This is a genomic window from Caballeronia sp. dw_19, assembly GCF_018449515.1.
GTDB lineage: Bacteria > Pseudomonadota > Gammaproteobacteria > Burkholderiales > Burkholderiaceae > Caballeronia.
Window position 1 is genome coordinate 107,653 of the sequence record NZ_JAAVUQ010000001.1, and the last position, 23,853, is coordinate 131,505.

At 60.9% G+C, this 23,853-nt stretch carries 20 protein-coding genes; 5 read left to right on the plus strand and 15 right to left on the minus strand.

Annotated features, from left to right (window positions below; translation table 11 throughout):
- Positions 1-1,226: 1,226 nt before the first annotated feature.
- The 4 genes from HB376_RS00435 to HB376_RS00450 are packed head-to-tail and all read right to left on the minus strand — an operon-like array spanning position 1,227 to position 5,399.
- Positions 1,227-2,504, minus strand: a complete 1,278-nt coding sequence (locus HB376_RS00435; protein ID WP_213761479.1) for a type II toxin-antitoxin system HipA family toxin — start codon at positions 2,502-2,504, stop codon at positions 1,227-1,229.
- Positions 2,501-2,773, minus strand: coding sequence for a helix-turn-helix transcriptional regulator (locus tag HB376_RS00440; protein ID WP_213761480.1), 273 nt, complete (start codon positions 2,771-2,773; stop codon positions 2,501-2,503). Before HB376_RS00440 ends, HB376_RS00435 begins: the two co-directional genes overlap by 4 nt.
- A gap of 51 nt (positions 2,774-2,824) precedes the next feature.
- On the minus strand, positions 2,825-2,998 hold the full coding sequence (locus HB376_RS00445; RefSeq protein WP_213761481.1) for a hypothetical protein: 174 nt from the start codon (positions 2,996-2,998) through the stop codon (positions 2,825-2,827).
- Positions 2,988-5,399 (minus strand): AsmA family protein, encoded by a 2,412-nt coding sequence (locus HB376_RS00450; protein ID WP_213761482.1) that lies wholly within the window; start codon positions 5,397-5,399, stop codon positions 2,988-2,990. The genes HB376_RS00445 and HB376_RS00450 overlap by 11 nt, the downstream gene beginning before the upstream one ends.
- Before the next feature lie 217 nt (positions 5,400-5,616).
- On the opposite strand from HB376_RS00450, the gene HB376_RS00455 reads away from it, so the two are divergent.
- Together HB376_RS00455 and fetB are read left to right on the plus strand one after the other, a co-directional pair.
- Positions 5,617-6,297 carry an ATP-binding cassette domain-containing protein gene (locus HB376_RS00455; protein ID WP_213761483.1) on the plus strand — a complete coding sequence of 227 codons (681 nt, stop codon included), beginning with the start codon at positions 5,617-5,619 and terminating at the stop codon, positions 6,295-6,297.
- A complete protein-coding gene (gene fetB / locus HB376_RS00460; RefSeq protein WP_213761484.1) occupies positions 6,294-7,106 on the plus strand; it encodes an iron export ABC transporter permease subunit FetB in 813 nt (270 codons plus the stop codon). Before HB376_RS00455 ends, fetB begins: the two co-directional genes overlap by 4 nt.
- Positions 7,107-7,145: 39 nt before the next feature.
- On the opposite strand, the gene HB376_RS00465 is transcribed toward fetB, so the two are convergent.
- From HB376_RS00465 to HB376_RS00505, 9 genes are all read right to left on the minus strand, one after another.
- Positions 7,146-9,086, minus strand: a complete 1,941-nt coding sequence (locus tag HB376_RS00465) for a response regulator (protein WP_213761485.1) — start codon at positions 9,084-9,086, stop codon at positions 7,146-7,148.
- 135 nt (positions 9,087-9,221) lie between these two features.
- Positions 9,222-9,686, minus strand: a complete 465-nt coding sequence (locus tag HB376_RS00470) for a response regulator (protein ID WP_213761486.1) — start codon at positions 9,684-9,686, stop codon at positions 9,222-9,224.
- Positions 9,687-9,768: 82 nt separating this feature from the next.
- On the minus strand, positions 9,769-12,243 hold the full coding sequence (locus tag HB376_RS00475; protein WP_255631087.1) for an ATP-binding protein: 2,475 nt from the start codon (positions 12,241-12,243) through the stop codon (positions 9,769-9,771).
- Positions 12,240-12,839, minus strand: coding sequence for a biliverdin-producing heme oxygenase (locus HB376_RS00480; protein ID WP_213761487.1), 600 nt, complete (start codon positions 12,837-12,839; stop codon positions 12,240-12,242). The genes HB376_RS00475 and HB376_RS00480 overlap by 4 nt, the downstream gene beginning before the upstream one ends.
- A 328-nt stretch (positions 12,840-13,167) precedes the next feature.
- Positions 13,168-13,488, minus strand: a complete 321-nt coding sequence (locus tag HB376_RS00485) for a hypothetical protein (protein WP_255631088.1) — start codon at positions 13,486-13,488, stop codon at positions 13,168-13,170.
- A gap of 47 nt (positions 13,489-13,535) precedes the next feature.
- A complete protein-coding gene (gene ligD, locus HB376_RS00490; protein ID WP_213761488.1) occupies positions 13,536-16,445 on the minus strand; it encodes a DNA ligase D in 2,910 nt (969 codons plus the stop codon).
- 81 nt (positions 16,446-16,526) lie between these two features.
- The gene (locus HB376_RS00495) at positions 16,527-17,444 is read right to left on the minus strand and encodes a Ku protein (protein WP_213761489.1); all 918 of its coding nucleotides are present in this window, start codon (positions 17,442-17,444) and stop codon (positions 16,527-16,529) included.
- A gap of 225 nt (positions 17,445-17,669) precedes the next feature.
- Entirely contained in the window at positions 17,670-18,254 is a 585-nt protein-coding gene (locus HB376_RS00500; protein WP_213761490.1) for a DUF6013 family protein, read from the minus strand.
- A 172-nt stretch (positions 18,255-18,426) separates the two neighbouring features.
- The gene (locus HB376_RS00505; RefSeq protein WP_213761491.1) at positions 18,427-19,443 is read right to left on the minus strand and encodes a zinc-binding alcohol dehydrogenase family protein; all 1,017 of its coding nucleotides are present in this window, start codon (positions 19,441-19,443) and stop codon (positions 18,427-18,429) included.
- Between the two features lie 121 nt (positions 19,444-19,564).
- On the opposite strand from HB376_RS00505, the gene HB376_RS00510 reads away from it, so the two are divergent.
- Positions 19,565-20,524: a LysR family transcriptional regulator gene (locus HB376_RS00510; RefSeq protein ID WP_213761492.1), complete on the plus strand. Its 960-nt coding sequence runs from the start codon at positions 19,565-19,567 to the stop codon at positions 20,522-20,524.
- Between the two features lie 89 nt (positions 20,525-20,613).
- Here HB376_RS00510 and HB376_RS00515 read toward each other — a convergent pair whose 3' ends face one another.
- Positions 20,614-21,738 (minus strand): ISAs1 family transposase, encoded by a 1,125-nt coding sequence (locus tag HB376_RS00515; protein WP_213761493.1) that lies wholly within the window; start codon positions 21,736-21,738, stop codon positions 20,614-20,616.
- Positions 21,739-22,101: 363 nt separating this feature from the next.
- On the opposite strand from HB376_RS00515, the gene HB376_RS00520 reads away from it, so the two are divergent.
- On the plus strand, positions 22,102-22,323 hold the full coding sequence (locus HB376_RS00520) for a BrnT family toxin (RefSeq protein WP_255631089.1): 222 nt from the start codon (positions 22,102-22,104) through the stop codon (positions 22,321-22,323).
- Positions 22,271-22,564, plus strand: coding sequence for a BrnA antitoxin family protein (locus HB376_RS00525; protein WP_213761494.1), 294 nt, complete (start codon positions 22,271-22,273; stop codon positions 22,562-22,564). The genes HB376_RS00520 and HB376_RS00525 overlap by 53 nt, the downstream gene beginning before the upstream one ends.
- Before the next feature lie 47 nt (positions 22,565-22,611).
- Here HB376_RS00525 and HB376_RS00530 read toward each other — a convergent pair whose 3' ends face one another.
- On the minus strand, positions 22,612-23,829 hold the full coding sequence (locus HB376_RS00530; RefSeq protein ID WP_213761495.1) for a cytochrome P450: 1,218 nt from the start codon (positions 23,827-23,829) through the stop codon (positions 22,612-22,614).
- Positions 23,830-23,853: the final 24 nt, after the last annotated feature.

Sequence of the window (23,853 nt, forward strand, 5' to 3'; positions counted from 1 at the left end):
GCGTGGACGTTCGCCCGGTCTGATCGCATCCCACGACGCGTGGCTCAACCGCACCACGCGGGTCGCTGAACCGAGCGAACCGGCGAAAGCGCCGGTACATAGTGCGCCCCCTCCGCCAGCCGATCCGTGGAGCGCGCCCTTGCCCGGCCTCGTTGCATCGGACGATGTTGTGACGCCTGCCCCGGCGGCTCCTTCTACCGCCATCGAGGCCAGCTCGCACGCGGGTTTCGTGGTCACGCCCGATGTCAGGCCGCCGCGCGTCAGCCAGGCTCAGGGCGCTTTATCTGCTGAGGCATCGCCAACGGTTTTGGCAGCCTGTCGGCCGATGCATCGACGGACCCGTCCGATTGTTCACAGTACTTCAAACGCGCCCCGATCCTCGGGGACGAAACGCGCAAGGGCGCGTAGAGCGCCAACGCCCGCATGGTGCCGTTCAGTTTCGGCAAGCGCGCGGCATCGCTGAATGGCGCTGCGGGCACGGAGAACGGAACCGTTTCCGTGCATCGACACCATGCTGGCCGCTCTGCTGCTCCGGCCTGCGCCTATCTGGAGCGACAACCGACGCGATCCCAAACAATCGCGCCAGCGACGCGCATACGAACAACGTCCGGCGCACGTTCACCATGCCGGGCATCTCGCTCTGACGCCGGTGCGGCAACGAGTGAATCGGGCGCAACTGGGCGACCTGCCGGAGGATCGCATTGGACAAGCCCAGCGATGATCAAAAAGGTGCGGCGTTATTTAAGATGGAAAACGAAACGCATTGCGGATGAATACAGGCTTTTGTCCGGCAGCTATTAGTCGAACGGCGTCGCCGGCCAAAGTTGTGCACAGAAATTGGGGACCACCCTGTTGACAACCTTCTGACAAACCCCGGAACGCATTGAACGGAAAGGGTTTTCAGGCGCCGCTTCAAAGCGCGCCTGCCACGCGGATTCGATCGTTTCAGCCAGCAAAGTTGTGCACACAATCTGTTGAAGGACCTGTGGACAAGCGTGAGGGAATCTTCTTAAGTCTTTGATAAATAAACGCAGTTTCGAATCGATCCGATTTTGATCCACGCGTTGCGTGTAATGTTGGCGCGTTCCCAAGCCCGCAACGACCGGCGAGTTATCCCCAGTAATTGTTCATAGGCTTGTTGATAAGCACGGGGCTCAACGCTTAAGTCGCTGATGTAGCACGGTTTAATAGCCGTGACTCGAAAGCATCTTGTTCGCGCTGATAGCTCAGGGAAGACGGAACGCCGGACGCTTCGGCCGCGCGACGGGAATTGCGCCAGTGCGACGGATCACCTCTCGAATCCGCGTGAGCAGATCGTCTGCTTTATACCGATCGTCCTGGCTGAGCCGCTCGGCGACCGTGTCGAATGCCTGGTCGATGCGCAGCAGGATCGCTTCCGCCTCGGCGCGTTTCAGGCCCAGTCGCTCGCCGTATGCAATCAGCTGCCCGGGCACGGGGAAAACCTTCGACTTATTCAGGTTCAGCGCCATCCGGCCGTCGAGCATCGGATAGATGCCCGTGCAGACGACATCGTAGATGGGCGAGAGCCGGCGCGGCCCGGTGGGATCGGCATAGACAATGCCGATGTTCTTCATATGCGCATCACCATCGCGAAGAAAACACGACAGCGCGACACGCTCGAACAGCCGCAGCGATTGCGCGCGGAAATCAGCGCCGGTATAGACCTCCACGGCCCGTCCGATCATCTCGTAACTGCCGCGGTATTTGTCGTTGCCGGTCAGCACGCTCATGTCCTCGAAGCCGAGCGGCGTGCCGTCCGGCGCACGATCGAAACGCGCCATGACGAACAGCAGGCCGTCGTTGGAGAGCCAGAAATCGGGCACGTCGAAACCCGCCTCGCGCGCCACCGACATGCACAGGAATTCGTTGCGGGCGATCCCCGCATAGTCGTCGCCTTCAGCCTTCACGATCACCGTGGTCAACGGCAAGGTCGCGTGGGCGTCGAGGGTGGACATGCTAGCGGGAATCTCGGGAGCAAGCGGCACCACGGTCTTCGGCTGCACGCCTGAAATGCCCGAGCCGAGCGCATATTTGCTCACCAGACGTTCGAACAATTGTCCCGATGGCGACGACAGCAGCTCGTCAAGCCGCTCACCCTCGCCCTCGGGCACTGTCTGGCCGTGCAGCGCGTAGGTGAGCCTGCCAATCTGGTTTCGCCCGGCGAGGAACAGCAGGAACATGTCGCTGGGGGTACCGAAGCGCGCCAGCCGTTCTTCGATGATGTATCGCAAATAACCTTCCGGGCGATTCATTGCGAACACGTTCATCAGCGCGCCACTGCTGTAGCTCTTGCGGCGCACGGGCATGGTCAGCGACACGGCCGCGTCCGGCTCGACTTCTCCGTAGTTGAAGACGAAGGTGCTCTCCTTCGCCAGCAGACCGGCCAAGCCCTGGGGCGTGTGAACGTCGAGCCGGCGGATTTTGTCGAAGAGCTGTTCCAAGTCGAACGGCGGCGCAGGCTTAAGGGACAACGGCGTGCTCATTCGTCCTCCCTGAAGAAGAAGTCCAGATCTTCGAAGACCACAGTGTCTTTCGGACGCAGTGTGAGGTCGTAGCCGAGCGCGTTGGCGATCCGGCAAAACTCATGCAGGCCGACGTTCTGTGCACCTTCCGCATTGGTGATTGTGCGCCGGGCCACCCCCGCGCGATCAGCCAGCGTCTGCTGACTCATGCGTCGCTCGCTCCGGAGCGAGCGGAGTTCCGCTGCCACACGCTCGAAATTACTGATGGGGTCGGTGTATTTGCGCGTCATGATGCGCAATTGTAGACTTATTTTGTATTTTGCGCAGTATGATGCGCATTTTTATTGGTTGATTTCCTGTAGATCGGTTGCAATGAATTGCGCACTATCATGCGCAATTTCGCCAATAAATAAGAAAATGCGCGTTAAAACGCGCAAATTTCCATTCAAAATCGGGCAACGCCGATAATCCATCGCATGAAGCAGGCAATTCCATTGCCGGCTATCAGCTTCCACGATAAAGCGCCGCACTGCCCGGCGTGGACACCGCCGGCCGGGCTTGGCCACCGTTTGCACCCTTGGCACCCTTCGCACTATTGGACGACGAAGACGGAGACGATGCAGCCGCCGGATTCGCCGCGCCCGAATCCATATACCCGGGTGCACCCTTCGCTTTTTGCTTCTGCCCCGGCGGCGGCGCGGACGGCGCGGTACGCATGTCGGCAAGCATTTGCGTGCACGGCAGCGGTTTGTTGTTACTCGGCGCGATCAACGGGATCAGCGCGGCAAACGGATTGATCAGGCCGAGCCCGACCGCCGCCGCGCCGCGCACTGCCAGCGCACCGGCATTCACGCCCACATGCGGGTCCTTGAATGTCCCCTTCACGTACAGCGGCGAGCGCAGCGAAAACACCCGGAAACCCTTCGTGTGCGGATGAATGTTCAGGTCCATCTCCTCGGTCTTCAGATTGACGGTGCCGTCCATGTTGATCACGGCGTCGTCGGTATCGAGGGCAAACACGCGCGATTCCAGTACACCATTGGTCGCGACAAAATCCGCCGCCGCGCAGTTGATCTTCACATCGTGGTTACCGAAGAGCTTTTCGTAGACCGCGTTCGCCACGTTCAGCCCCGCCGCTTCCATATACAACCGGCTGACCGTGCCGTCGGTGATCAGCGTCTTGAGTTCGCCGTTCATGGTTCCGGCGAGTGCGGCCGGCGAATTGCCCATCGCCGATAACGCCGCGTCGCCGTTCACTTCACCCAGCGCTGACTGCATCGTCTTGACGGTCGGCAGCAGTTGCTTGAGCTTCAGGTGCCGAGCCGAGGTCGAGAAGCGGCCCTGGAGCGGCTCCTTGCTGCCATCGAGGTGAATATTCGACGACAGCGTCCCGCCCGCCACGCCGAACGACAGCGGTTCGAACGACAGCACGCCGTCCGTCATCACCACGTGCGTATAGAGATTGGTGATCGGCAGCGCCGGGTCCTTGATGATCTTGCGGCCGGTGAACTTGACGTCGGCATCGATCGCCTTCCATCGATCCGTCTTGAACTCCTCGGTCGGCAGCGCCTTTGACGACAGCTGCTTCTCCGTGTCGCCACGTTTCGCTTTGCTGGCGTTCGAATCGGCGCCGATGATCGGGGCGAGGTCAGAGAATTGCAGCAGGTTCGACACGAGTTCGCCCGAGAGCAAGGGCCGCGGCTTGCGTCCCACGAACGTCAGTGAGCCGTTCAGGTCGCTACCGCCCACGCGCCCGGTGAAGTTCTCGTACCTGAAGACATTGCCGTCAGCCTTGAACTGACCGACGAGCCGCCCTTCCGTTGCATACGGCGGCGTCGCCGGCAGCGTCACGCCGACGATCGGATACAAATGTTCGAGGCTCACGCCCTGTAGCCAAAGCCGCAAGTCGAGCGCGGCGAGATGGGCCGGATCAGTCACGGTGCCGACAAAAGCAATATGCGTGTCCCCGATACGAACATCCGCCTGCACGGGGAACGGACGCATGGCGTCCTGCAGCGCGAGCACACCGCCGACCTTGCCGTTGCCGGACACCGCCACGCTGTTGTATTTGCCCGTCACAGACCAGCCGATGCCATACGGGGGCACGGGCGGCTTCGGCCCTTCCTTCGTGGTGATGCTGGTGTTCGCGGAGACGCTCGCCGGGTTCGGCGCGCTAGCAGCCGCGGCGGCAGCGGCCGACGCCGCGGAAGCAGCAGCGGCTTCGGATGCCGCCGCTTTGTCGACTTGCTGGTTCAGCTTGGTCGCGCCGCTCTTGCCAACCATCTGGGCCGACGATTTCTGCGATGCCGCCTCCTGCTGCTTCATCACATCGCCGATGGGAATCATCTGGCCAAGCGTATTCACGACGGCCTGCATGTCCGCTTTCGTGATCTCGTCCGCGTACGCGATATTGCCTTTGTCCAGCGCGATGTCATGCAGTTGAAGGTTCCATGCCGACGGTTCGGTTGACTGCTTGAACTTGAACGTCCAGTTATTGCGGTTGTCTTTGAGGCGTTCCAGATCGACTGAGGGATTCACCAGATTGATCGATGGAATCACGATGTTGTGCGCGAGCAGCGGCAGGATCTCGACCTGGAAATCGATCTCGTCCAGGGTCGCGAAAAACTTCTGTTTGGTCCAGTCGGGATTCGCGACCGTGATTTTTTCCGCCGAGAAACGAGGCCACGGGACCCAGCGGCGCCAGCCGGTTTCACCGGGTGGCCGTTGCCAGCCGATCTTCAGGTCGCCCGTAATCTGGAACTGCCTGCCGATGGCCTGCGAGACTTTATCGTCGACCCAGGGGCGAGCCCGGTTCCAGTCGAAGGTCAGGAAAACGATCACCAGCACAGCGATCAGGACGATCAGAACCGCAATGATCCACGCGACTGTTTTCCCGATTTTCCGGCCAAGCGCCATAGTGGCTCCCTCTATGTTTTTCTTGAAACACCGCGCAGCACATCGCGTGCCCGGCGATTTTCCCCATGCCGAGCAGGACCGGCATCCTCGCCGCGCTCGACGCGTGAACAGCCCGATCAAGACTCATGCGCAACGGACGGCACAACTAACCTAAGCATCGCCTAAGCAGCATTGATTTATGATTGCGCTCCGAGATCATTCCCGAGCTGTCTTCGCCATGTCCCTGCAAGCCGACACGCCCCTGATTCACGCGACACAGCTCACCCGCTACGACCCGGTGCGCCACGCTGCCTTGCTGCATCCCACCACGTTCAGCTTGTCCGGAGGCGAGCGCGCGGTTATCACCGGGCCGTCGGGCTCAGGCAAGAGTGTGTTCCTGCGTGCGCTTGCGCTGCTCGATCCTGTCGATGACGGTGTGATCCAGTGGCGCGGAAAGACCATCGCGCGCGCGGGAATTCCGGCGTACCGGCGACGCGTGGCTTACATTGCACAACGCCCGGCCATGCTCGATGGCAGCGTGGAAGACAACCTGCGTTATCCGTTTTCGCTGAAGGTGTATCGCGACGTGCACTTCGATCGTGAGCGTGTGATCAAGCTGACTCGCCGTGCAGGCCGCGAAGCCAACTTCCTCGATAAACGCGCGAGCGAGCTATCGGGTGGTGAAGCGCAGGTTGCCGCGCTGATACGCGTGTTGCAAGTTGACCCCGACGTGTTACTGCTCGACGAACCGACGGCGTCACTCGACCCTGCTTCCGCGCTGGAAATAGAAGCGCTCGTCGGTGCCTGGTTCGATGATCGGCAGGGCGAACGCGCCAGCATCTGGGTGTCGCACGATCCGGCCCAGGCGCAACGTGTAGGCGAGCGCCAGCTCGTGATGACCGCGGGGACCTTGTCATGAGCGGCTATCAGAACCTGAGCCTGCTCGACATTGGGATCGCGGCGGCGTTGATCGTGGTGAACGGGGCGTTATCGGTTGCGCTGAAGCTCGACCTGGAACGCAAGCTGGCATGGGCGGCGGTGCGCACTGTCGTGCAACTGCTTGCGATCGGGTACGTACTCGGTTGGGTCTTCCAGTTTTCACGCTGGTACGTCGTATTGCCGCTGATGGCATTGATGACGCTGATAGCGGGACTGTCGGCATCGAATCGCGGACGGCGCACCTACCTTGGCCAGCGCACGGATAGCGTCGTGTCGATCTGGGTGAGTTCGTGGCTCGTGGCCGCGGTGGGATTGTTCGTCGTGATCCGGATTCATCCGTGGTACGAACCGCAATATGCCATACCGATCCTCGGCATGATCCTGGGTAACACGTTGACGGGCGTGTCGCTCGGCATCGAGCGGATGACAGAGGAACTGACGGCGGGACGAGGGACGGTAGAGATGTCGCTTGCGCTCGGCGCAACGCGATGGGAGGCGGCGCAAGGGCCAGCGCGCCAGGCCGTGCGGGCAGGCATGATCCCGACGTTGAACCAGATGTCGGTGGTAGGACTGGTGAGTCTGCCGGGCATGATGACGGGCCAGGTTTTGGCGGGCCAATCGCCATTGCAGGCGGTCCGTTATCAGATCGTCATCATGTTTTTTATCGCGGCCTCGTCGGCTCTCGGAACGGTGGGCGCAGTGTTATTGACCTACCGGCGGCTGTTCTCGCCGGAACACCGGTTCATGGCGTCAAAGCTCGTGGAAAGGGAAAAACCGAAGCGCGGATAAAGACGCGGGCAAAATCACGTCCCTCCGCAAGCCGTTGCGTTACGCGCCGCCCGGCCGCCTGGCCAAAGCGTGAATCAGCGACTCCAGCCGGGAGAAGTCGACCGGCTTTGTCAGGTGATCCATAAACCCGGCATCGCGGCATCGGCGGATATCTTCGTCCATGCCATAACCGGTGATGGCAACCGATGGTTTACCGGGTTGCAAGTCGGTCCACGCGCGCGCGACCTCGAGCCCGCTGCCGTCGGGCAGGCCGATATCGCTGACCAGCAGATCGAACACTTCGCCCCGGGCTAAAGCCAGCGCCTCGGCGACGGTAGTAGCAACGCCGACCTGATGCCCGAGCACCTCCAGCACCTGCGCCATGGCGGACGACGTGTATTCGTTGTCCTCGACAAGCAGCACCTTCAACGACCGCACGATCTCATTCGGATCCTGCGCCGCGAGCGGCGAAGTTTCATCTTCCGCCCCGGCCTTCACGAGCGGCAACGTCAGCGTAAACCGGGCGCCCTTGTCGCGACCGTCGCTCTGGGCCGTCAGCGTTCCGCCATGCTTCAACGCCAGTGTGCTGGCGATAGCCAAACCCAGCCCCAACCCGCCGAACGCCCGGGTGATGGAATCATCGGCTTGTTCGAAGGCTGAAAAAATCCGCGGCAACGCTTCGGCGCTAATCCCGATACCGCTATCGGTCACCGAAATCGCGATGGTCGATGCATCCGGATTCCACATCCGCACCGCGATACGCCCGCCCGCTGGCGTGAACTTCACCGCGTTTTTCATCAGGTTCCACACGATCTGCTGCAAGCGCGCGGCATCGCCGAAAACCAGCGTGGAGGTAGCGCCCAAGGTTGTTTCCAGCGTCAGGCCCTTGCCGCGCAGATCGGACTCCGACATATCGAGCGCGCTCGACATCAGCGTCTCCAGCTCCACATTCGCGAAGTTCAGCGAAAGCTTGCCGCGCGCGATACTGGTCAGGTCGAGCAGATCGTCGATCAAGCGCGCCTCCAGCTCCACATTGCGCCGGATCAGTTCGAGCGTCGCCTGGGCCTCGGCCGGCAGCGCATGACGTATCTCCAGCAAACGCACGGCGGCGACGATCGGTGTCAGCGGCGTACGCAATTCGTGCGACAACACCGCCAGGAAATGATCCTTCGCCCGATTCGCGGTCTCGGCCTGTTCCTTCGCCACCCGCAAGGCATCGGCGGCCATGTGCTCTTCGGTGACGTCGCGGATGATCTTCGAATAGCCGATCAGCTCGCCGCTATCGGCACGGATCGCTGTTGTCACGCCCGACGCGAAGAACGAGCGCCCGTCCTTGCGCCAGAGCCAGCGGTCGTCGCTCGCACTGCCATCGGCTTGCGCCGTCTCCAGTTCCTGCGCAAACACATGGGTGTCGCGATCTTCCTGACCGTAGAACACGTCGGCGGACCGGCCGACCACATCCTGCGCCGCGAACCCGAGAATTCGCTCCGACGCCGCGTTCCACGTCCGGATCCTGCCCTCCTGATCGAGCGTGATGACGGCGTAATCCTTGAGCGCATCCACCAGCAAGCGGAAGTGCGTTTCCGTCTCCCGCAGCGCGCGCTCGACCGCAATACGCTGCTGGCGCTCGGTGCTTTCCGTCAAGGCGCGCCGCACGACGGCAGGCAGCCGTTGCAGGCGCTGCTTCAGGACGTAGTCGGTGGCACCGCGCTTGAGCATGTCGACGGCATGCTCCTCGCCGAGCACGCCGGAGACGAAGATGAACGGCGTATGCGGCACGCGCTCGCGGGCGATCGCCAACGCTTCGACGCCGGAAAACACCGGCATCACGAAGTCCGCGAGGATCACATCGAAGCTGGATGCCTCTAGCGCCGCGATGAAACCCTGCTCCGTGTAGACGATTTGCACGTCGACCTTATAGTCGGCGCGTTCCAACTGAGTCAGGGTCAGTTCCGCGTCGAGCGCGTTGTCTTCTACGAGAAGCAGATGCAAAGGCTGCATGTCAGGGCACTCAGGCGAACCGGCGCACGCGATACTGCCGGGCAGGTCGCATCGGGCAAAACAACGAAAGGACCAGCGGGTCCAGGCCGCTACGCCAGGCACCGTGCAGGAGGAATACGCCAGTGTGCACCAGATTCATTGCGGCGCGGGCTGACGGCGAACCCGCATTGACCCGGGCGGCGGCTCGTTGAGCACGGCCCAGAACACGCCGAGATCGGCAATCGCCTGCACAAATTCGTTGAACTCCACCGGCTTCACCACATAAGCGTTCACGCCGAGCGCGTAGCTGCGCACGAGATCCTGCTCCTCACGCGACGACGTCAGCATGACCACCGGAACCGCCTTCAGCGTTTCATTGGAACGGATGGTTTCCAGCACTTCCAGGCCATCGATTTTCGGCAGCTTCAAGTCGAGCAGGATCACTGCGGGGTTGCCTGGGTTGCGTGGGCTCCACTCGCCTTCGCAACGCAGGTAATCGATTGCTTCCTGGCCGTCACGCGCCACGATCACTTCATTGGCAAGCTGGCTTTTGTCGAGCGCCATGAGTGTCAGTTCGAGATCGCCGGGATCGTCTTCGACAAGCAAAATGGGTTTCAGCATGGTCCGATATGACGGGTTGGAATAAAAGGTGACGGGATCAGTCGCTCGGTAATTGCTCGATAAGCAGTCAAACACCGCACATTCACTTCTGCGGTGACGGCGGTGACGGCGGTGACGGCTTCCTCAGCTTGCCAGTGCCTTCGGTGGCGGCGGTTTCAGCCCTGAACACCTTCGGCAGCGAAAAATGGAACGCGGCGCCCTCGCCTTCGCGGCCTTCGGCCCAGGTCCGGCCGTCGTGCCGCTCGATGATCCTCCGCACGTTCGCCAAGCCAATGCCGGTGCCGTCGAACTCTTCAGCACGATGCAGCCGCTGGAACACGCCGAACAATTTGTTCACGTACTTCATATTGAAACCGACGCCATTGTCCCGCACGCTGACGATGTATTCATCGACCGTCGAATACACCGACAACTCAATTTTCGCCGATTCCCGTGTACGCGTATATTTCACCGCGTTCGAGAACAGATTACGCAACGCGATCTGCAGGAACGCCGGATCACCTGTCACTGTCGGTAGCTCCGGAATAATCCATTCCACCTTTCGGTTCGCTGTCTCTTCGCCAAATTCCTGCGCGACCGATCGTACCAACTGGTTCAGGTCGACGCTTACCGGACGCAATGCGGCACGGCCCATTTGCGAAAACGTGAGCAGATCGTCAACCAGAACGCCGGCGAAACGCGCCGACTCAAGCATGTTGTTGAGGAACCGTTTGCTGCGCTCGGACAGTGCGTCGCCTTCGCTTTCCCGCAGCAAATCCCCATAGCCGGCGATATGCCGCAGCGGTGCGCGCAAGTCGTGGGAAACGGAATACGAAAATGCTTCGAGCTCCTTGTTCGCGCGACGCAATTCGTTCGCGAGTTCCGCCAGTTCTTCCGCGCGGCGCAGCACGATGTTAAGCATGCCCAAGCGGAATTCGCCCGCGATTTCGAGTTCCACCGGGTGCCAGCGAATCGAGCGGTTGCGCACGGTCTCCAGCCACGGCGCAAAGTCCTTGCGCGGCGCCACCCTGTCGTCCCGACTCGACACGCGTTTGACCGGCTCGCCCGCCCATGTGATCGTGCGCGTGGTTTCGGGACGGAACCAGAGCACGTAGTTGCGAAAAATCTGTGAGATTGGCACGGCCAGGATGCCGCTCGCGGTGTCTGCATGACGCGATGCAGGCGGCCAGGCTTCCGACAGCGCGTCGGTCGCGTAGACGCCCGACGTGCTCGACGACAGCCACTGCGAGAGCGCGAGCACGGTTTCCTGGTCCGGCGTGGAACCCACCAGCGTTGCTTTCCCGTCGACTACGATCGCGGCGCCCGTCGATCCGGCGAAACACAGCAAATCCTCGGGCGCCGATTCGAGAGCGGAAAGATAGTCGTCTTGCTCGGCGAGCGAGCCCATCAGACGTGACATCGTGCGTCGTAACCTCAGCAGATACGCCGTCTCGGCCCGCTCCTCCTTCGCCTCGATCTGCAATGACACGATCTGTCCAAGGTGCTCGATAGCGACGCGCACCTCGAACGGCACGAGACGCGCGTCGCGGTCGTGGCAGGAAATCAGGCCCCAGAGCTGTCCGCGCACGATCAGCGACACCGATATCGACGCATGCGTGCCCATGTTGCGCATGTACTCGAGATGGATTGGCGAGAAGCTGCGCAGCGCGGCATAAGTGAGGTCGGTGGGGCGGCCGGTCGCGGGGTTCATCGTGGGGACGAGCCGCGCGGCTTTCGCGTCGGCGTTCGCGACGACCCTCACGCGCTGTTTCACGTATAACGCGCGCGCCTGGCGCGGGATATCGGAGGCGGGGAACAACTGGTTCAGGAACGACGCGTACCCGTCATCGACATGTTCTGCCAGCACTTGGCTTCGGCCCTCGTCGTCGAATTTGTAGAGCAGCACACGGCCGAAACCCGTCATCGTGCGCACCTCGCGCACGGCGAGGTTCCCGAGTTCGGTCAAGGTTCCGACGTCCTGCAGACTGCGCGTGAAAGTGCGCACCAGCGGATAGAGCGACGCAAACACGTCTGCAGACTGATGCCGCGCTGCTTCGAGTTCGACGATCAGGTTGCCGTCGTGCCGATGCATCGTGATGTCGAGTTCAGGAGCGTCTACGGCCGTGGCCAAATGGTCCTGCGCGGGGTCCTGCACGGCATCAGGCAGGCTGAAGAGCGGCTTCTCCATCACGCCGACGTAGAGCGGCGTTTCGTCCAGCGTGGCCGTGGCAGCGGCCTGTGCGACCCGCGCCGCAGCGGCAGCGCCGATCACCACGTCCACTGGTTTGCCCAGCAATTGCTCTACCGGACTGCCCACGAGCGCCGCGACGTTTTCGCTGGCCTGGAGGATGGTAAGCGTGCTGGAGAGGCACAGCAGATAACCGTGCGGCTGGATGCCGCCCGGAATGTGGATTGGCTCGGCGTCGCACTGTGCATTCGCCGTGAGCGCCCGGTGGGGCGGCTCCGCGCCGGGTACCGCAGGGGTGGTCCCGTTCAAATCCGGACCCGACACGCCGCGATCATCGTGCCCGCGCATGGCCGCCGTATCGGGCGACACTGGCTCTGGCCCACTGCTCATGCCATTGTCCCCCATCCTGCGCGGACCCGGCCGAGCCAGCCGTGCAACCCATCGAACGTGGCGATCGCGGCATCTACCGCCTCGTCGTACTGCTCGGGCGGAACGTTCGCGCTCGCGGTCTCGCGAAACGCGTTCCACATACTGCCCGTACGCAATCCATAACCTTCGAAATAAGCGTTGCCGAAGCCGCTTTGCAGACCGAACAATGTCGCGACGTGCGGCGCGATGAAGCGCCCTCCGAGCGTGGAGCCTTCCATGACGTACATGGAACCGAAAACGCGGCCGATGCTGTCCATTGCAGGAAGTTGTTCAACTTTCGTCACTCTGTTCGCGCGATTGGTATCGCCGGTCAGGAGCGCCAGGTCCGACGCAAGCAGCGACGCCTTGCGACGCCCTTCGAAAAAATCGCGCAGCCGCGCGGGCATAAAGGCCGCCGCCGCATCCTCCCACGGTGCGACGTATCCGTAAAAGCCCTCAAGCAAGGCCACATACTCCTCCCGCGGCCACTCAGGACGCATCAGATCGAGTGCGTTTTCCAGCCGCGTATGACACTCGGCGGTTTCGTTTTTCAGACGGGACAGGAGGTCGTATTGCATGATCCATTTAATAGATTTGCCGCGGATTTGCCGCGCGGATGCCGCAATGTCGACCCGAATGCCAGATACCGAATGCCGGGTAACCATGCTGGACCAGGCGTACGGCGTTGCTACTGTTCGTGTTGGGGCGGCGTGGGCCGGCACAGCATTGTGGCCGGCGGGGCATTGAGCAGTCCTGGCTCGCCACTCCGAACTCCCCGTCGGCATCGATTACCGATGCACAGGGCGACGCGTACGCAAAAATGGTAGAAACAACTGCGGCTGCTAGGAGCAAACGCCTTTCTCACCTTGGCTCGCACGAGGCCGTGCAGGTTCTCCGCAAGTTCTCTTAACACCGCGCGCCCATTCTACGCAAGAGGTGCTTTGTTGACCACGTGCAACCATCGGCGCCGCCGCGGCGGTCCGTGTCCTGCAAGCCACGCTCCAGATCTTCGTGCGCCTGCTCGCCGACCTCGCGCGGCTCATCTTCCTGCTGCGAAGCGGGACTTTGATCAGTCTCATGCGGCAGCGGCGCGACCGCGCCGTCATCGCGTTTTTGCTGCGCCGGATGCTTGCTTTCCAGTTCACGTCCGTCCTGCGCCGGACCTTGGCGAGTGGCATTGGCGGCGTCGTGTGACGTATCTTGTGACGTATTGCCCTGGTGTGTCATTGCAACCTCCGTTGCCGTGGTCGTTATGCGGTGATCTTCGCTTCCGTTCACTTCATATCAAGCCGCTTCTTCATGGAAGCGGTGATGCGTTGCCGTGTTTTCGCGTACTGGCTCCACGGATCGGTTTTGAGTGCATCCAGGCGCTCATGCAGATTGCCGATATTCCATTGATCACCGCTCGTGGTGGCATCGAGTTCGTCCCAGCCGATAGGAACCGACACCCCCATGCCCGGCCGCGCGCGCAGCGAGAACGCGGCGACCGTGCTCGAACCCCGGTTGTTGCGCAAGTAGTCGACGAAGATCTTGTCACGGCGATTCTGCTTGCCCATCTTCGCGGAGAAATACTTGGGCAGCGTGCTGGCCATATGCTGCGCGAGCGCCTGTGAGAACCCCTTCACTTCGTCCCAGCCGGCCTGCGGCGTAAGCGGAACGACCACATGCAGGCCCTTGCCGCCGCTGGTCTTACAGAACGATTCAAGACCGAGTTCCGTCAGCAACTCACGCGTCAGGCGTCCGGCCTCCTGCATCCGGTCCCAGCCGAGGCCTTCGCCTGGATCGAGATCGAAGACCATCCGGTCGGGCTTCTCGAGTTTGGCCGCGAGCGCATTCCACGTGTGCATCTCGATCGTGCCCATTTGCGCCACGCCCACCAGCGCGCCGACGTTTTCTATCGTGATGAGCGCCGGATGACCAGGATCGATGCCCGGGTGCTGCTTGACGTTGGGAATGGTCAGCTTCTCGCTGTGCTTCTGAAAAAACAGCTCGCCGCCGATATCCTCCGGCGCACGCACCAGCGACACGGGACGGTCTTTGAGATGCGGCAGCATCCACGGCGCGACGGACTCGTAGTAGAGCGCGAGATCGAGTTTGCGAGTACCCGTCGAAGGATCGATCACACGATCGGGATGACTGATCTTCACGCCCGCTACAAGCTCGGTACCAGCGGGACTGCGCGTGGTTTTTTTCGCGGCTGTTTTAGCGGCAGCTTTCGCGTCTGTTTCCTCGGAAACCAGCTTGGATTTGCCATTCGGTTTCGCCGTATCGGCGGTCTTCGCCGACGTTTTTTTGGTCGCCGCTTTCACCGCGCGAGTCGCCTTCGCCGCGCTTTTGGCCACTGTTTTCTTCGCTGGTTTTTTGTCCTCATCGTTGTCATCGTCCAACGCAACCTCCTTCGTCGATTTCGGCACTTCCTTGACGATCTCACGCGCCGGCTTGTCGTCCCTCAGGCTCACGAATGACGCTTGCCGCACGATCCGCTCCGATGTCCATTCAGCGAAATTGCATTCGGCGACAAGGTCCGGCTTGACCCAATGCACCGGTGTGCGGCTACGCTCTTTCGGCGCGCTGGCGAATGGCATTGTCTTGACCTCGCGTGCATCGAGTTGCTTTTTGACAGCGCGTAGAGTCGATGCATCGAAGCCGCTGCCCACCCGCCCTGCGTATTGCAGCTTGCCGTTCGCGTCATAAACGCCGAGCAATAACGCGCCGAACTGCCCCCGGCTGCCCGTCGGCTCCGAATACCCGCCGATCACAAATTCCTGCCGGCGCCGACATTTCAGCTTGATCCACGCGCTGCTACGGCCCGGCGTATACGTGCTGTCGCGCCGCTTGCCGATAATCCCCTCCAGCGCCATATCGCAAGCACTCTTCAACAGGTCGTCGACGCCAAATTCGAAATCCGCGGAGAAACGCAGCGTGTCGTCATCGACCGGTTCCAGCAGCGCCTTCAGGATCGCTCGCCGCTGTACCAGCGGCACGCCGCGCAGGTCGTAACCGTTCAGGTAGGGGATATCGAAGAAATAGACGGCGATATCTTGCGGACGATTGGCGTCGAAGGCGTTCTGCAGTTTCTGGAAGCTGGGCAGGTCGTTGTCGTCGAGCACGACCGCCTCGCCGTCGAGCCACGCGCTATCCACATCGAGCTGGCTCAGCGCCTTGACCTGACGGCTGAACTTGCTGGTCCAGTCATGGCCGTTGCGCGTGAAGACTTGCGTTGCCCTTGCCTCGCGATCAATGCGCACGAGAATCCGATAACCGTCGAATTTGATTTCGTACGACCAATCATCGCTCGGTGGCGCGATGTCCACGAGGGTCGCGAGTTGTGGCTTCATGGTTGCAGGAAGCTTTGCACGTATCGCGTCCTGGATCGCCGGGTTATCCGCCAGCGTGCGCAGTGATTCCGCGCTCCGGTTCGCCACGATATCCGGCCGTGACCGCTCAGGGCTTTTGCCTTGATCCTTCACGGCAGGCCGCTTCGGCGATGGTACGGCCTTGGTCGTTCTACTCGTCTTCGCAGCGCTCTTTCGCTCGGTCCTTTCGCGTACTTCACCACTCTTCGTGCGTGCGCCGAGCGAATCGCTGATCACGCTGCCGGGCTGCTTGAGCAGCACGTCGTAGTCGGCCTCGTTGCGAGCTTCGTCATCTCGTTCCTTGATCAGCAGCCATTGCTCTTTGTCGCCATTGCCACGCATGTTGCTACGCACGAGCGTCCAGCCGCCGTGCAGCTTGTCGCCGTGCAGGACGAACTTGAGCTTGCCCTTCGCGTACGTTTCGCGGGCCTCGTCGATGCTGCCGCCCTGCGGCTCCCACGTCCCGCGATCCCAAACGATCACGCTGCCCGCGCCATAATTTCCTTCGGGGATATTGCCTTCGAACGAGCCGTAATCGATTGGATGATCTTCCACGTGCACGGCCAGCCGTTTCACCGATGGATCGAGACTCGGCCCTTTCGGTACAGCCCATGACTTCAGCGTGCCGTCGAGTTCAAGACGAAAATCGTAGTGAAGACGTCGGGCATCGTGTTCCTGGATGACGAACGAAAGCGCGCTCGCCTGAGCCTTTTTCGACGCGCGCCTGGCCTTGGCCTTATCAGCCGCCTGGCCGGATGGCTCGGGCGTCTGGTTGAAGCGCCTCATGCGCTGATAGGTGTCGAGTTTTCTGTCGGGTTTTCCGGCCATTGGCGGATCGCTTTTCTTGGTGCGTGTAGATGGAAGAACCAATGCACGACGCAACGCATGATTCAACGCTCAACGACAGGCTCAAGCGCGTTTGCGGCGCGTTGTTGTCTTGCGTGCGGGTTTGGCCGCTGGTTCCCCGGCGTCGGCTTCAGCCGTATCGTCCTCGGCGCTGCCGGCACTCTTGGCGCCGCGCCTCGTCGGCTTCCCCTTCTTTAAACTGCGTTTCAGCAGGTCGGACAGGTCGAGAATCTCCGCCGATGCCTTGCGCGGCGCGCCTTCTTCAACCTCCGACACCTCCTCCGTCTTCCCTTCCTTAACCTTCTTGTTAACGAGCGCCATGATGTCCTCGCGAAACGTGTCGTGATAATCGTGCGGGTTCCATGTATCGCTCATGTCATCAATCAATCGCTGCGCCATCTCCAGTTCTTTCGGCGATACCCCCGCCTTCTTCGAGTTTTCGTCCGGGAACTTGAAGTCATCGAATTCGCGCACTTCATCCGCCCAGCGCAACGTGTTGAGCGCCAGCGCAGGACCCACCGGAATCAGTGCGGCCAGATGCTGTTTGTTGTGCAGCACCACGTTCGCGATCCCGACTTTCCCCGACGCCTTCAACGCGTCGCGCAGCAACGCATACACCTTCTCGCCCTTGCGATCGGGCGCGAGGTAATAAGGGGTATCGAGGGAGAGAAACGAGATTTCGGGGGCTTCGACGAACGCGAGGATGTCCACGGTCTGCGTCGATTCCGGATTGGCCGAGCGAATCTCGGCGTCGCTCATCACGACGTATTTGCCCTTCTCGTACTCGAAGCCACGCACGATGTTGTCGCGCGTGACGTCCTTACCCGTGTTCTTGTTGAATTGCTTATAGCCGATGGGGTCCATCGAACGCTTGTCGAGCAGGTTAAAGCCGACATTCTCCGACTGCGTCGCTGGATAGAGCTGCACGGGGACGTGGACCAGCCCGAAGCTGATCGCGCCTTTCCAGATCATGTGTGGCATCGCGAATGACCTTTCCGACAAGCCGCTCTGACGGCGTGACGGGATGAACGGCTAACAACGATTAACACGCGCCGATAGACGCATGGCCGTTATCGCGTTGCAGAAAACATGCCAGATGGGCTAAGCGCGCGCCGGCCTGGACGCGCGCTTATCCAACACCAGCGGCGAGGCCTCCGGACTCCAGGCACGAAAATGCAAACCTCGCCAGCGTCGCCGGGAGAGACCCTACTTGCGGCTCGCGCTGATCGTGAGTTTCGTACCGTCGCTGAGTGTGATGTTTTTGTCGGCGCCGCCGGTGGGCATCGTGAAATGAACCAGCTGGCTGAAGAAGTTATCGGTGGGACATTGAAGCTTCTTGCCGCCCACGGTAACAGCGCTCGCCGGGCGCGGCGCGTGGCCCTGGAAACTCAACTGGACGTCGGCGTCCCCGCTATTCGCCACCACCGCCGCAAAACGGATCTTCACCTGACGCACCGTCGTGCCGCTTGCGTTGCGGATGGAATCCACATCCGGACACGCATCCGGGACGTTCTGCGAACCGCCCACAGGCTTGCTTTGCCATGTGAAGTCATCCGTCTGGCCCGAGCGGATCGTGCGCGTTTCCTGCGCGCTGCCCCAGTTCTTCGACGCCATCTTCACCGTATATTTGATCGGCCCGTCGTTGGCCACTTCCGACAGCACCTTGATACCAGGCGTCGCATGAGCTGCGGGAGCAACCACGCAAGCCAACAGGGCCATCACGGCGCCTGCCGCAATCACGCGACCTCGCGAAGACCCGCCAGCCTGAATAAAACCCGAACGATCAATCATGTGAAAAACCCCTCCGTTTGCAGCCGTCACGCCAGGCATACAGCAACGGCGCCGGGGTGGCCGCGCCGCGCGTGTGGCGCGATCAGTCTAGCGCGACGCACGCCACGGGTTTCTCATGAGAAACCCGTGGCGCGCAGCTTGCAATGGATTGGCCGATTGAACCGCCCGGCGATCAGAAGCCCGTCAGCACCAGTTTGCCGATCGCACGCCCTTCTTCCAAAAGGCGATGCGCCTCGCGCAGGTTTGTTGCGTTGATCTTGCCGAGGTCGCGGCCGAGCGTCGTCTTGATCGTGCCTGCGTCGATCAGTCGCGCCACTTCAGTGAGCAGCTTGTGTTGTTCGATCATGTCCGGCGTGCCGAACATCGAGCGCGTGAACATGAACTCCCAATGGAACGCGGCGCTTTTCGCCTTCAGCAATTCGACCGGGACCGGCTTGTCGTTTTCGACGATCGAGCAGATGCTCCCTTGCGGTGCAATGACGGCGGCAGCGGCGGGAAAGTGTTTGTCCGTGTCATTGAAAATCAGCACGTAGTCGACTTGCTCGAAACCGGCTTCCTTCAGTTGCTTGGGCATGTCACCGAAATGGTCGACGATGTGATCCGCGCCCAGTTCGGTCGCCCACTTCGCCGATTCCGGCCGCGACGCGGTCGCGATCACCTTCAGCTTCGCGACTTTTTTTGCAAGCTGGATGCCGATCGAACCTACGCCACCCGCGCCGCCCACGATCAACACGGACTTGCCGGCGTCATCTCCTTGCGCCGATACCCCCAGCCGCGCGAACAGTGCTTCCCACGCAGTAATCGTGGTGAGCGGCAAGGCCGCGGCGTGCGAGAAATCGAGCGATTCGGGCTTGATGCCAACGATGCGCTCATCGACCAGATGGAACTGACTGTTCGTACCCGGCCGCGTGATGCTGCCGGCATAAAAGACGGGGTCTCCCACCTTGAACAACGTCACGTCCGGACCGACCGCTTCGACCACACCCGATGCATCCCAGCCAAGGACACGCGGCGTTTCTTCGACTTTGTCCTTCGGCGCACGCACTTTTGTATCGACGGGGTTCACGCCGATCGCTTCAATCTTCACCAGCAGGTCACGGCCGGCCGGCGCGGGTTTGTCGATCTCCACGTCCATCAACGATTCCGGGTTCGAGATGGGCAAGTAACGGGTCAGGGCGATGGCTTTCATGAAAGAGCTCCTTAGGGGGTTTCAAGCGTTGCTTATGCAATGCATGGACCCGATGTTAAGGGCTTTCAGCTTCGCGCGAAACCGTCATAATCGCTGAAACATTTTATTGAAAATCACGAAGATGACAAAAACAGACGTTCTGAGCGAATTACCCTACAAGGCACAGCTCGATTTGCTGGACGTCGCGCTGTTCGTGCGGTCGGCGGCTTTATCGAATCTGTCTGCAGCGGGACGGGAATTCGGATTGTCTGCCGCTGTCGCGAGCGCCCGGCTCGCCCAACTTGAACGGCAGCTTGGCGCGCGGCTTTTGCACCGGACGACGCGGCGCATCAGCGTCACGCAGGAAGGCGAGATTTTCGCCAGGCACGCCCGCGCGTTGCTGGACGCCGCCGACGCGGCACGCGCTTCGGTCGGACGGGCGTTCGAGCAACCGCAGGGGCGTTTGCGCGTGACCATGCCGTCTTCGCTTGGGCGTCAGCATGTCTCGCCGGTTATTCCTGAATTCCTGCGCCGCTATCCCGGCGTGAGCCTCGACTTGCGCCTGACCGACCAGATAGTCGATCTCGTCGATAAAGGCATTGATCTGGCGGTGCGTCTTGGCGCGTTAAAGGATTCGACGCTCGTCGCGAAAAAACTCGCCAGCAACCGGCGCGTGCTGTGCGCGTCGCCGGCGTATCTCGCTGAGCACGGCACGCCGCATCACCCCGCCGATCTCGCGCAGCACGAATGCGCGATCTTGTCCGGCCAACGAGACTGGGCGTTCGTCACGCCGACCGGGACCATCGACGTGCGCGTGTCCGGCCGCCTCGAGACGGATAACGGCGAGGTCATTCGCGATGCGTTGCTTGCCGGGTTTGGCATCGGGTTGAAATCGACGTGGAGTGTGGCGCCATTCCTGCACAGCGGCGAATTGGTGACCATCCTCGATAGCTATCCGCTCGGGGAAACGGTGGCGATCTGGGCGGTGTACCCGAGCCGCGCATTCGTGCCGCCGAAAACAACAGCATTCATCGATTTCCTGATTGAGCATTTCGGCGATCCGCCTTACTGGGACGTCGATCCGCAAAGGGTGATGCGGTAGTCGTCATCCCGTAAATGCAAATAGGAATTTACGTATTCTTAAAATTTTGGGGGAGCGGGATCAGGGCGATTGCACTAAAAGTTAAATTTCTATTCCTCACGCCAGCCGAGGAGTTGAGCGAGATAGCGGTCGTTCGCGCACGCTTTTAGACGGCGAATCTTCAGCCCCACCTTGGATGTCGTATCGCGTTTGAGCAGGTTCATGACGATGCGCCGAAGCACAGCGAAGTTCTGCGCGGCGTTGTCCACCCGTACGCGGCATTGATCTTCGCCGAAGGCCATGTCCAATACCCAATGCATTGAATTTTCGATGCGCCAGTGGGAACGTACGGCCTGGGCGATCGTGAGTGCGTTAGGCGGGAGGCTGCTGATGTAATAGCGGCGCTCGGTTGAAACGATACCGTTGATCTCGCGCGTGGCCTCGACCATCGCCACCGAGCGCAGCTTCGGCCAGCGAGACAAAGCATCCAGTGCGCAAGGCGTGTACGACAGCGCCACGCAGCGCCGCGTTTCGATGCGCCCGTGATCCTTGCCAATCTCCACATGTTCGTCGCACTCGTAGGCACCCGGCCAGCGCTCCAATGCTGCAAAGGCCTCGTGGACCCGGTCCTTGAGTTTGCCCTGGTTTCCCTTGACGGCCAGCACGTAGTCAGCCTCGCCATCCACGATCTTCTGCGCAATGCGCTGCTGACACCCCATGGCATCGATGGTGACAATCGCACCCTTGAGCAACAGGGCATCGAGCAGTTCCGGAATCGCCGTGATTTCATTACTTTTGTCGGCCGTACGAACCTGCCCGAGCACCACGCCCAGTCCACAACCGTACGCCGAGACCAGGTGAATCGCACGCTCACCTGCCCGATGCGAGCCACGCACGGTCTTGCCATCAATCGCCACGACCTGATCGACAAGCGCCGGACACAGGTGGCTCATCCAGCGGATAAAACATGCTTCGAACTGCTTAGGATTGAGTGACGCGAACACCTGCCCGAAAGTGTCGTGAGAGGCAATGCCGTGCTCCAGCGGCACATAGCGGCGCAGCCAATCCAGTTTTTCGGTGCCCCAAGTCTGGATCGCGACCCAGCTGTCTGCCCCGCTCAGGATCGCACACACCGCAACCATCAGCATCCCGCTCAGATCATGAGCCGGCGTGCGCCTGCGCGGGTCCTTCAAATCACCAAACGCATCTTCAATACTCAGTGCTTCATCGCGCATCGTTTCGACCCGAAAAAGACGAAAGTAAACGCCTTTTCCGTCGAGTTAACAACCCCCCTTTCTCTAACCCGTTGATTGTTAACGAGCCTTCATGCAATTGCCCTGGGAGCGGGATTATTGCAGTGCATTGACGAATTGGAGCCGGCGCGCCCAGTCGTGTGCATCCTTCGGCAATTCATCCTGCTGTCCTCGTGTTTGTTGTTTTTTCAGCCAACAGCACTTATAAATTTTGGGTGTACAAATAAACCTTGTACTCACCGTTTTTTGGGGGTACATTATTCATGGGCATTTCGTATAACGTCCCAAAGAGTGAAGCAAATATCCAGGAACGAGGCCTGTCGTTCGAAGCGGTCCGCGACTGTCATGTCGAGTGCCTTGATCGTCGAGGATTGCCGTAACACGTATGACGAGCGCAGGTTTCAGGCCCTCGGTTTAATAGCCGACCGCCTGCACATGGTGGTTTTCACACCGCGCGGCAACAAAATTCACGTTATTAGTTTACGGAAAGCGAACCTTCGCGAGGTAAAGCGGTATGAGCAAGCAGAACAAGGAAGAAGTGCTGGACGAGAACCCCGAATGGGGTGAGGCGGAATTCGCCCGTGCACGACCGGCGTCGGAAGTTTTGCCGGAGCTTTACGGGCATGAGCGAGCGATGGAAATTCTGCGCCCGCGCGGGCGACCGAAGCTGGAAAACCCGAAGTTACCCATCAAATTGCGCATCGATCCGGACGTGGTAGACGCTTATAAAGCGCAAGGCGAAGGCTGGCAAACGCGAATGAATGCCGCGTTGCGCGACTACGCGAAATCGCACGGATTGATGCGTTGAAAGATGACTGAGATGAGTGGTAGAGGCGCGCCCGATTCAGGGCGCCCTCAACCCACCGTCACCAGCGCCTTCACGAACCCCCGAAACCGCGCCCGGGACGCGCGCACCGGCTTCCCCGCCAGCCCATAATCTGGAAACCGCGCAATAAACCGCCCGATCGCAATACGCGCTTCCAGCCGCGCCAGCGACAACCCCGCGCACTGATGAATCCCGAATCCAAACGCAAGATGCCGATTCGGCTCGCGAGCAATATCGAACTGATCCGCCGCCTCAAACTGCTCCGGGTCACGATTCGCCGCCCCAATGCACAACGTCACCGGCGTCCCACGCGCCACGGTCATCCCTGCAATATGCGTATCCACCGTTGCGATCCGGTTGCCAAGCTGGTTCGAGCTTTCGTAGCGCAAGCACTCCTCGATCGCGCTCTCGATCAACGCCGGATCGGCCAATAACCGCGCCCGCTGCTCCGGCCATTGCGCCAGTAGCACGATGCCGTTGCCGATCAGATTCGTAGTCGTCTCGTGCCCCGCGTTCAGGATGAAAATGCAGTTGTGCAGCAGTTCAGCTTCGTCCAGGCGCTCTCCGTCGGCTTCGCTTTGAATCAGCCGCGTAAGCACGTCATGCTGCGGGTCGCCGGGATGCGCCCGGCGGCACGCCACCAGCGTCACCAGATAATCGATGAAATCCGCGACCGCCCGATTACCCCGCGCTTCCTGTTCCGGCTTGAGCGCAGGTTCCAGCGCGCCGAGAATCGCTAGCGACCAGTCACGCAATGGCGCACGTTCATCGTGCGGTACGTCGAGCAAATTGCCGATCACTTCAACCGGAATCGCCGAAGCGAAGTCATCGATCAAATCGATCTCACCGCGTACCGCAGCCTGATCGAGGAGACCGTCGACCAGACGCACAAGACCTGGCTCCATTGCCGCGATCGCACGGGCCGTCAGCGCCCCTGCGATCAGTTTGCGCACACGCGTGTGACGCGGTGGGTCGTTGAATACGAGGCTGGTCGTGTGATGCGCGAAAAGCGGCGTATGGACGCCATACTTCGGGCCGAATTCGACGGTCTTGTCCGAACTGAAAGTTTTCGGTTCGCGATACACGGCCTGAACGTCCCGATAGCGCGTGAGAAACAGTGAGCCATCGGGCATTGTCTTGATCGGCTCCCTGGTGCGCAACGCGTCGTAGACCGGATACGGGTCGGCGTAAAACGCGGCGTCGAGCTTGCGCAGATCAAAGTCGAGCGCGCGTTCGGTCGGGGTCATGCGGGTCTCCGTCGTTGATCGAGA

Bases quoted from the DNA above. Each gene is read 5' to 3' on its own strand.
- HB376_RS00435 (WP_213761479.1), bottom strand. From the start codon at position 2,504: ATGAGCACGCCGTTGTCCCTTAAGCCTGCGCCGCCGTTCGACTTGGAA.
- HB376_RS00440 (WP_213761480.1), bottom strand. From the start codon at position 2,773: ATGACGCGCAAATACACCGACCCCATCAGTAATTTCGAGCGTGTGGCA.
- HB376_RS00450 (WP_213761482.1), bottom strand. From the start codon at position 5,399: ATGGCGCTTGGCCGGAAAATCGGGAAAACAGTCGCGTGGATCATTGCG.
- HB376_RS00455 (WP_213761483.1), top strand. From the start codon at position 5,617: ATGTCCCTGCAAGCCGACACGCCCCTGATTCACGCGACACAGCTCACC.
- fetB (WP_213761484.1), top strand. From the start codon at position 6,294: ATGAGCGGCTATCAGAACCTGAGCCTGCTCGACATTGGGATCGCGGCG.
- HB376_RS00465 (WP_213761485.1), bottom strand. From the start codon at position 9,086: ATGCAGCCTTTGCATCTGCTTCTCGTAGAAGACAACGCGCTCGACGCG.
- HB376_RS00470 (WP_213761486.1), bottom strand. From the start codon at position 9,686: ATGCTGAAACCCATTTTGCTTGTCGAAGACGATCCCGGCGATCTCGAA.
- HB376_RS00475 (WP_255631087.1), bottom strand. From the start codon at position 12,243: ATGAGCAGTGGGCCAGAGCCAGTGTCGCCCGATACGGCGGCCATGCGC.
- HB376_RS00480 (WP_213761487.1), bottom strand. From the start codon at position 12,839: ATGCAATACGACCTCCTGTCCCGTCTGAAAAACGAAACCGCCGAGTGT.
- HB376_RS00485 (WP_255631088.1), bottom strand. From the start codon at position 13,488: ATGACACACCAGGGCAATACGTCACAAGATACGTCACACGACGCCGCC.
- ligD (WP_213761488.1), bottom strand. From the start codon at position 16,445: ATGGCCGGAAAACCCGACAGAAAACTCGACACCTATCAGCGCATGAGG.
- HB376_RS00495 (WP_213761489.1), bottom strand. From the start codon at position 17,444: ATGCCACACATGATCTGGAAAGGCGCGATCAGCTTCGGGCTGGTCCAC.
- HB376_RS00500 (WP_213761490.1), bottom strand. From the start codon at position 18,254: ATGATTGATCGTTCGGGTTTTATTCAGGCTGGCGGGTCTTCGCGAGGT.
- HB376_RS00505 (WP_213761491.1), bottom strand. From the start codon at position 19,443: ATGAAAGCCATCGCCCTGACCCGTTACTTGCCCATCTCGAACCCGGAA.
- HB376_RS00510 (WP_213761492.1), top strand. From the start codon at position 19,565: ATGACAAAAACAGACGTTCTGAGCGAATTACCCTACAAGGCACAGCTC.
- HB376_RS00515 (WP_213761493.1), bottom strand. From the start codon at position 21,738: ATGCGCGATGAAGCACTGAGTATTGAAGATGCGTTTGGTGATTTGAAG.
- HB376_RS00520 (WP_255631089.1), top strand. From the start codon at position 22,102: ATGTCGAGTGCCTTGATCGTCGAGGATTGCCGTAACACGTATGACGAG.
- HB376_RS00525 (WP_213761494.1), top strand. From the start codon at position 22,271: ATGAGCAAGCAGAACAAGGAAGAAGTGCTGGACGAGAACCCCGAATGG.
- HB376_RS00530 (WP_213761495.1), bottom strand. From the start codon at position 23,829: ATGACCCCGACCGAACGCGCGCTCGACTTTGATCTGCGCAAGCTCGAC.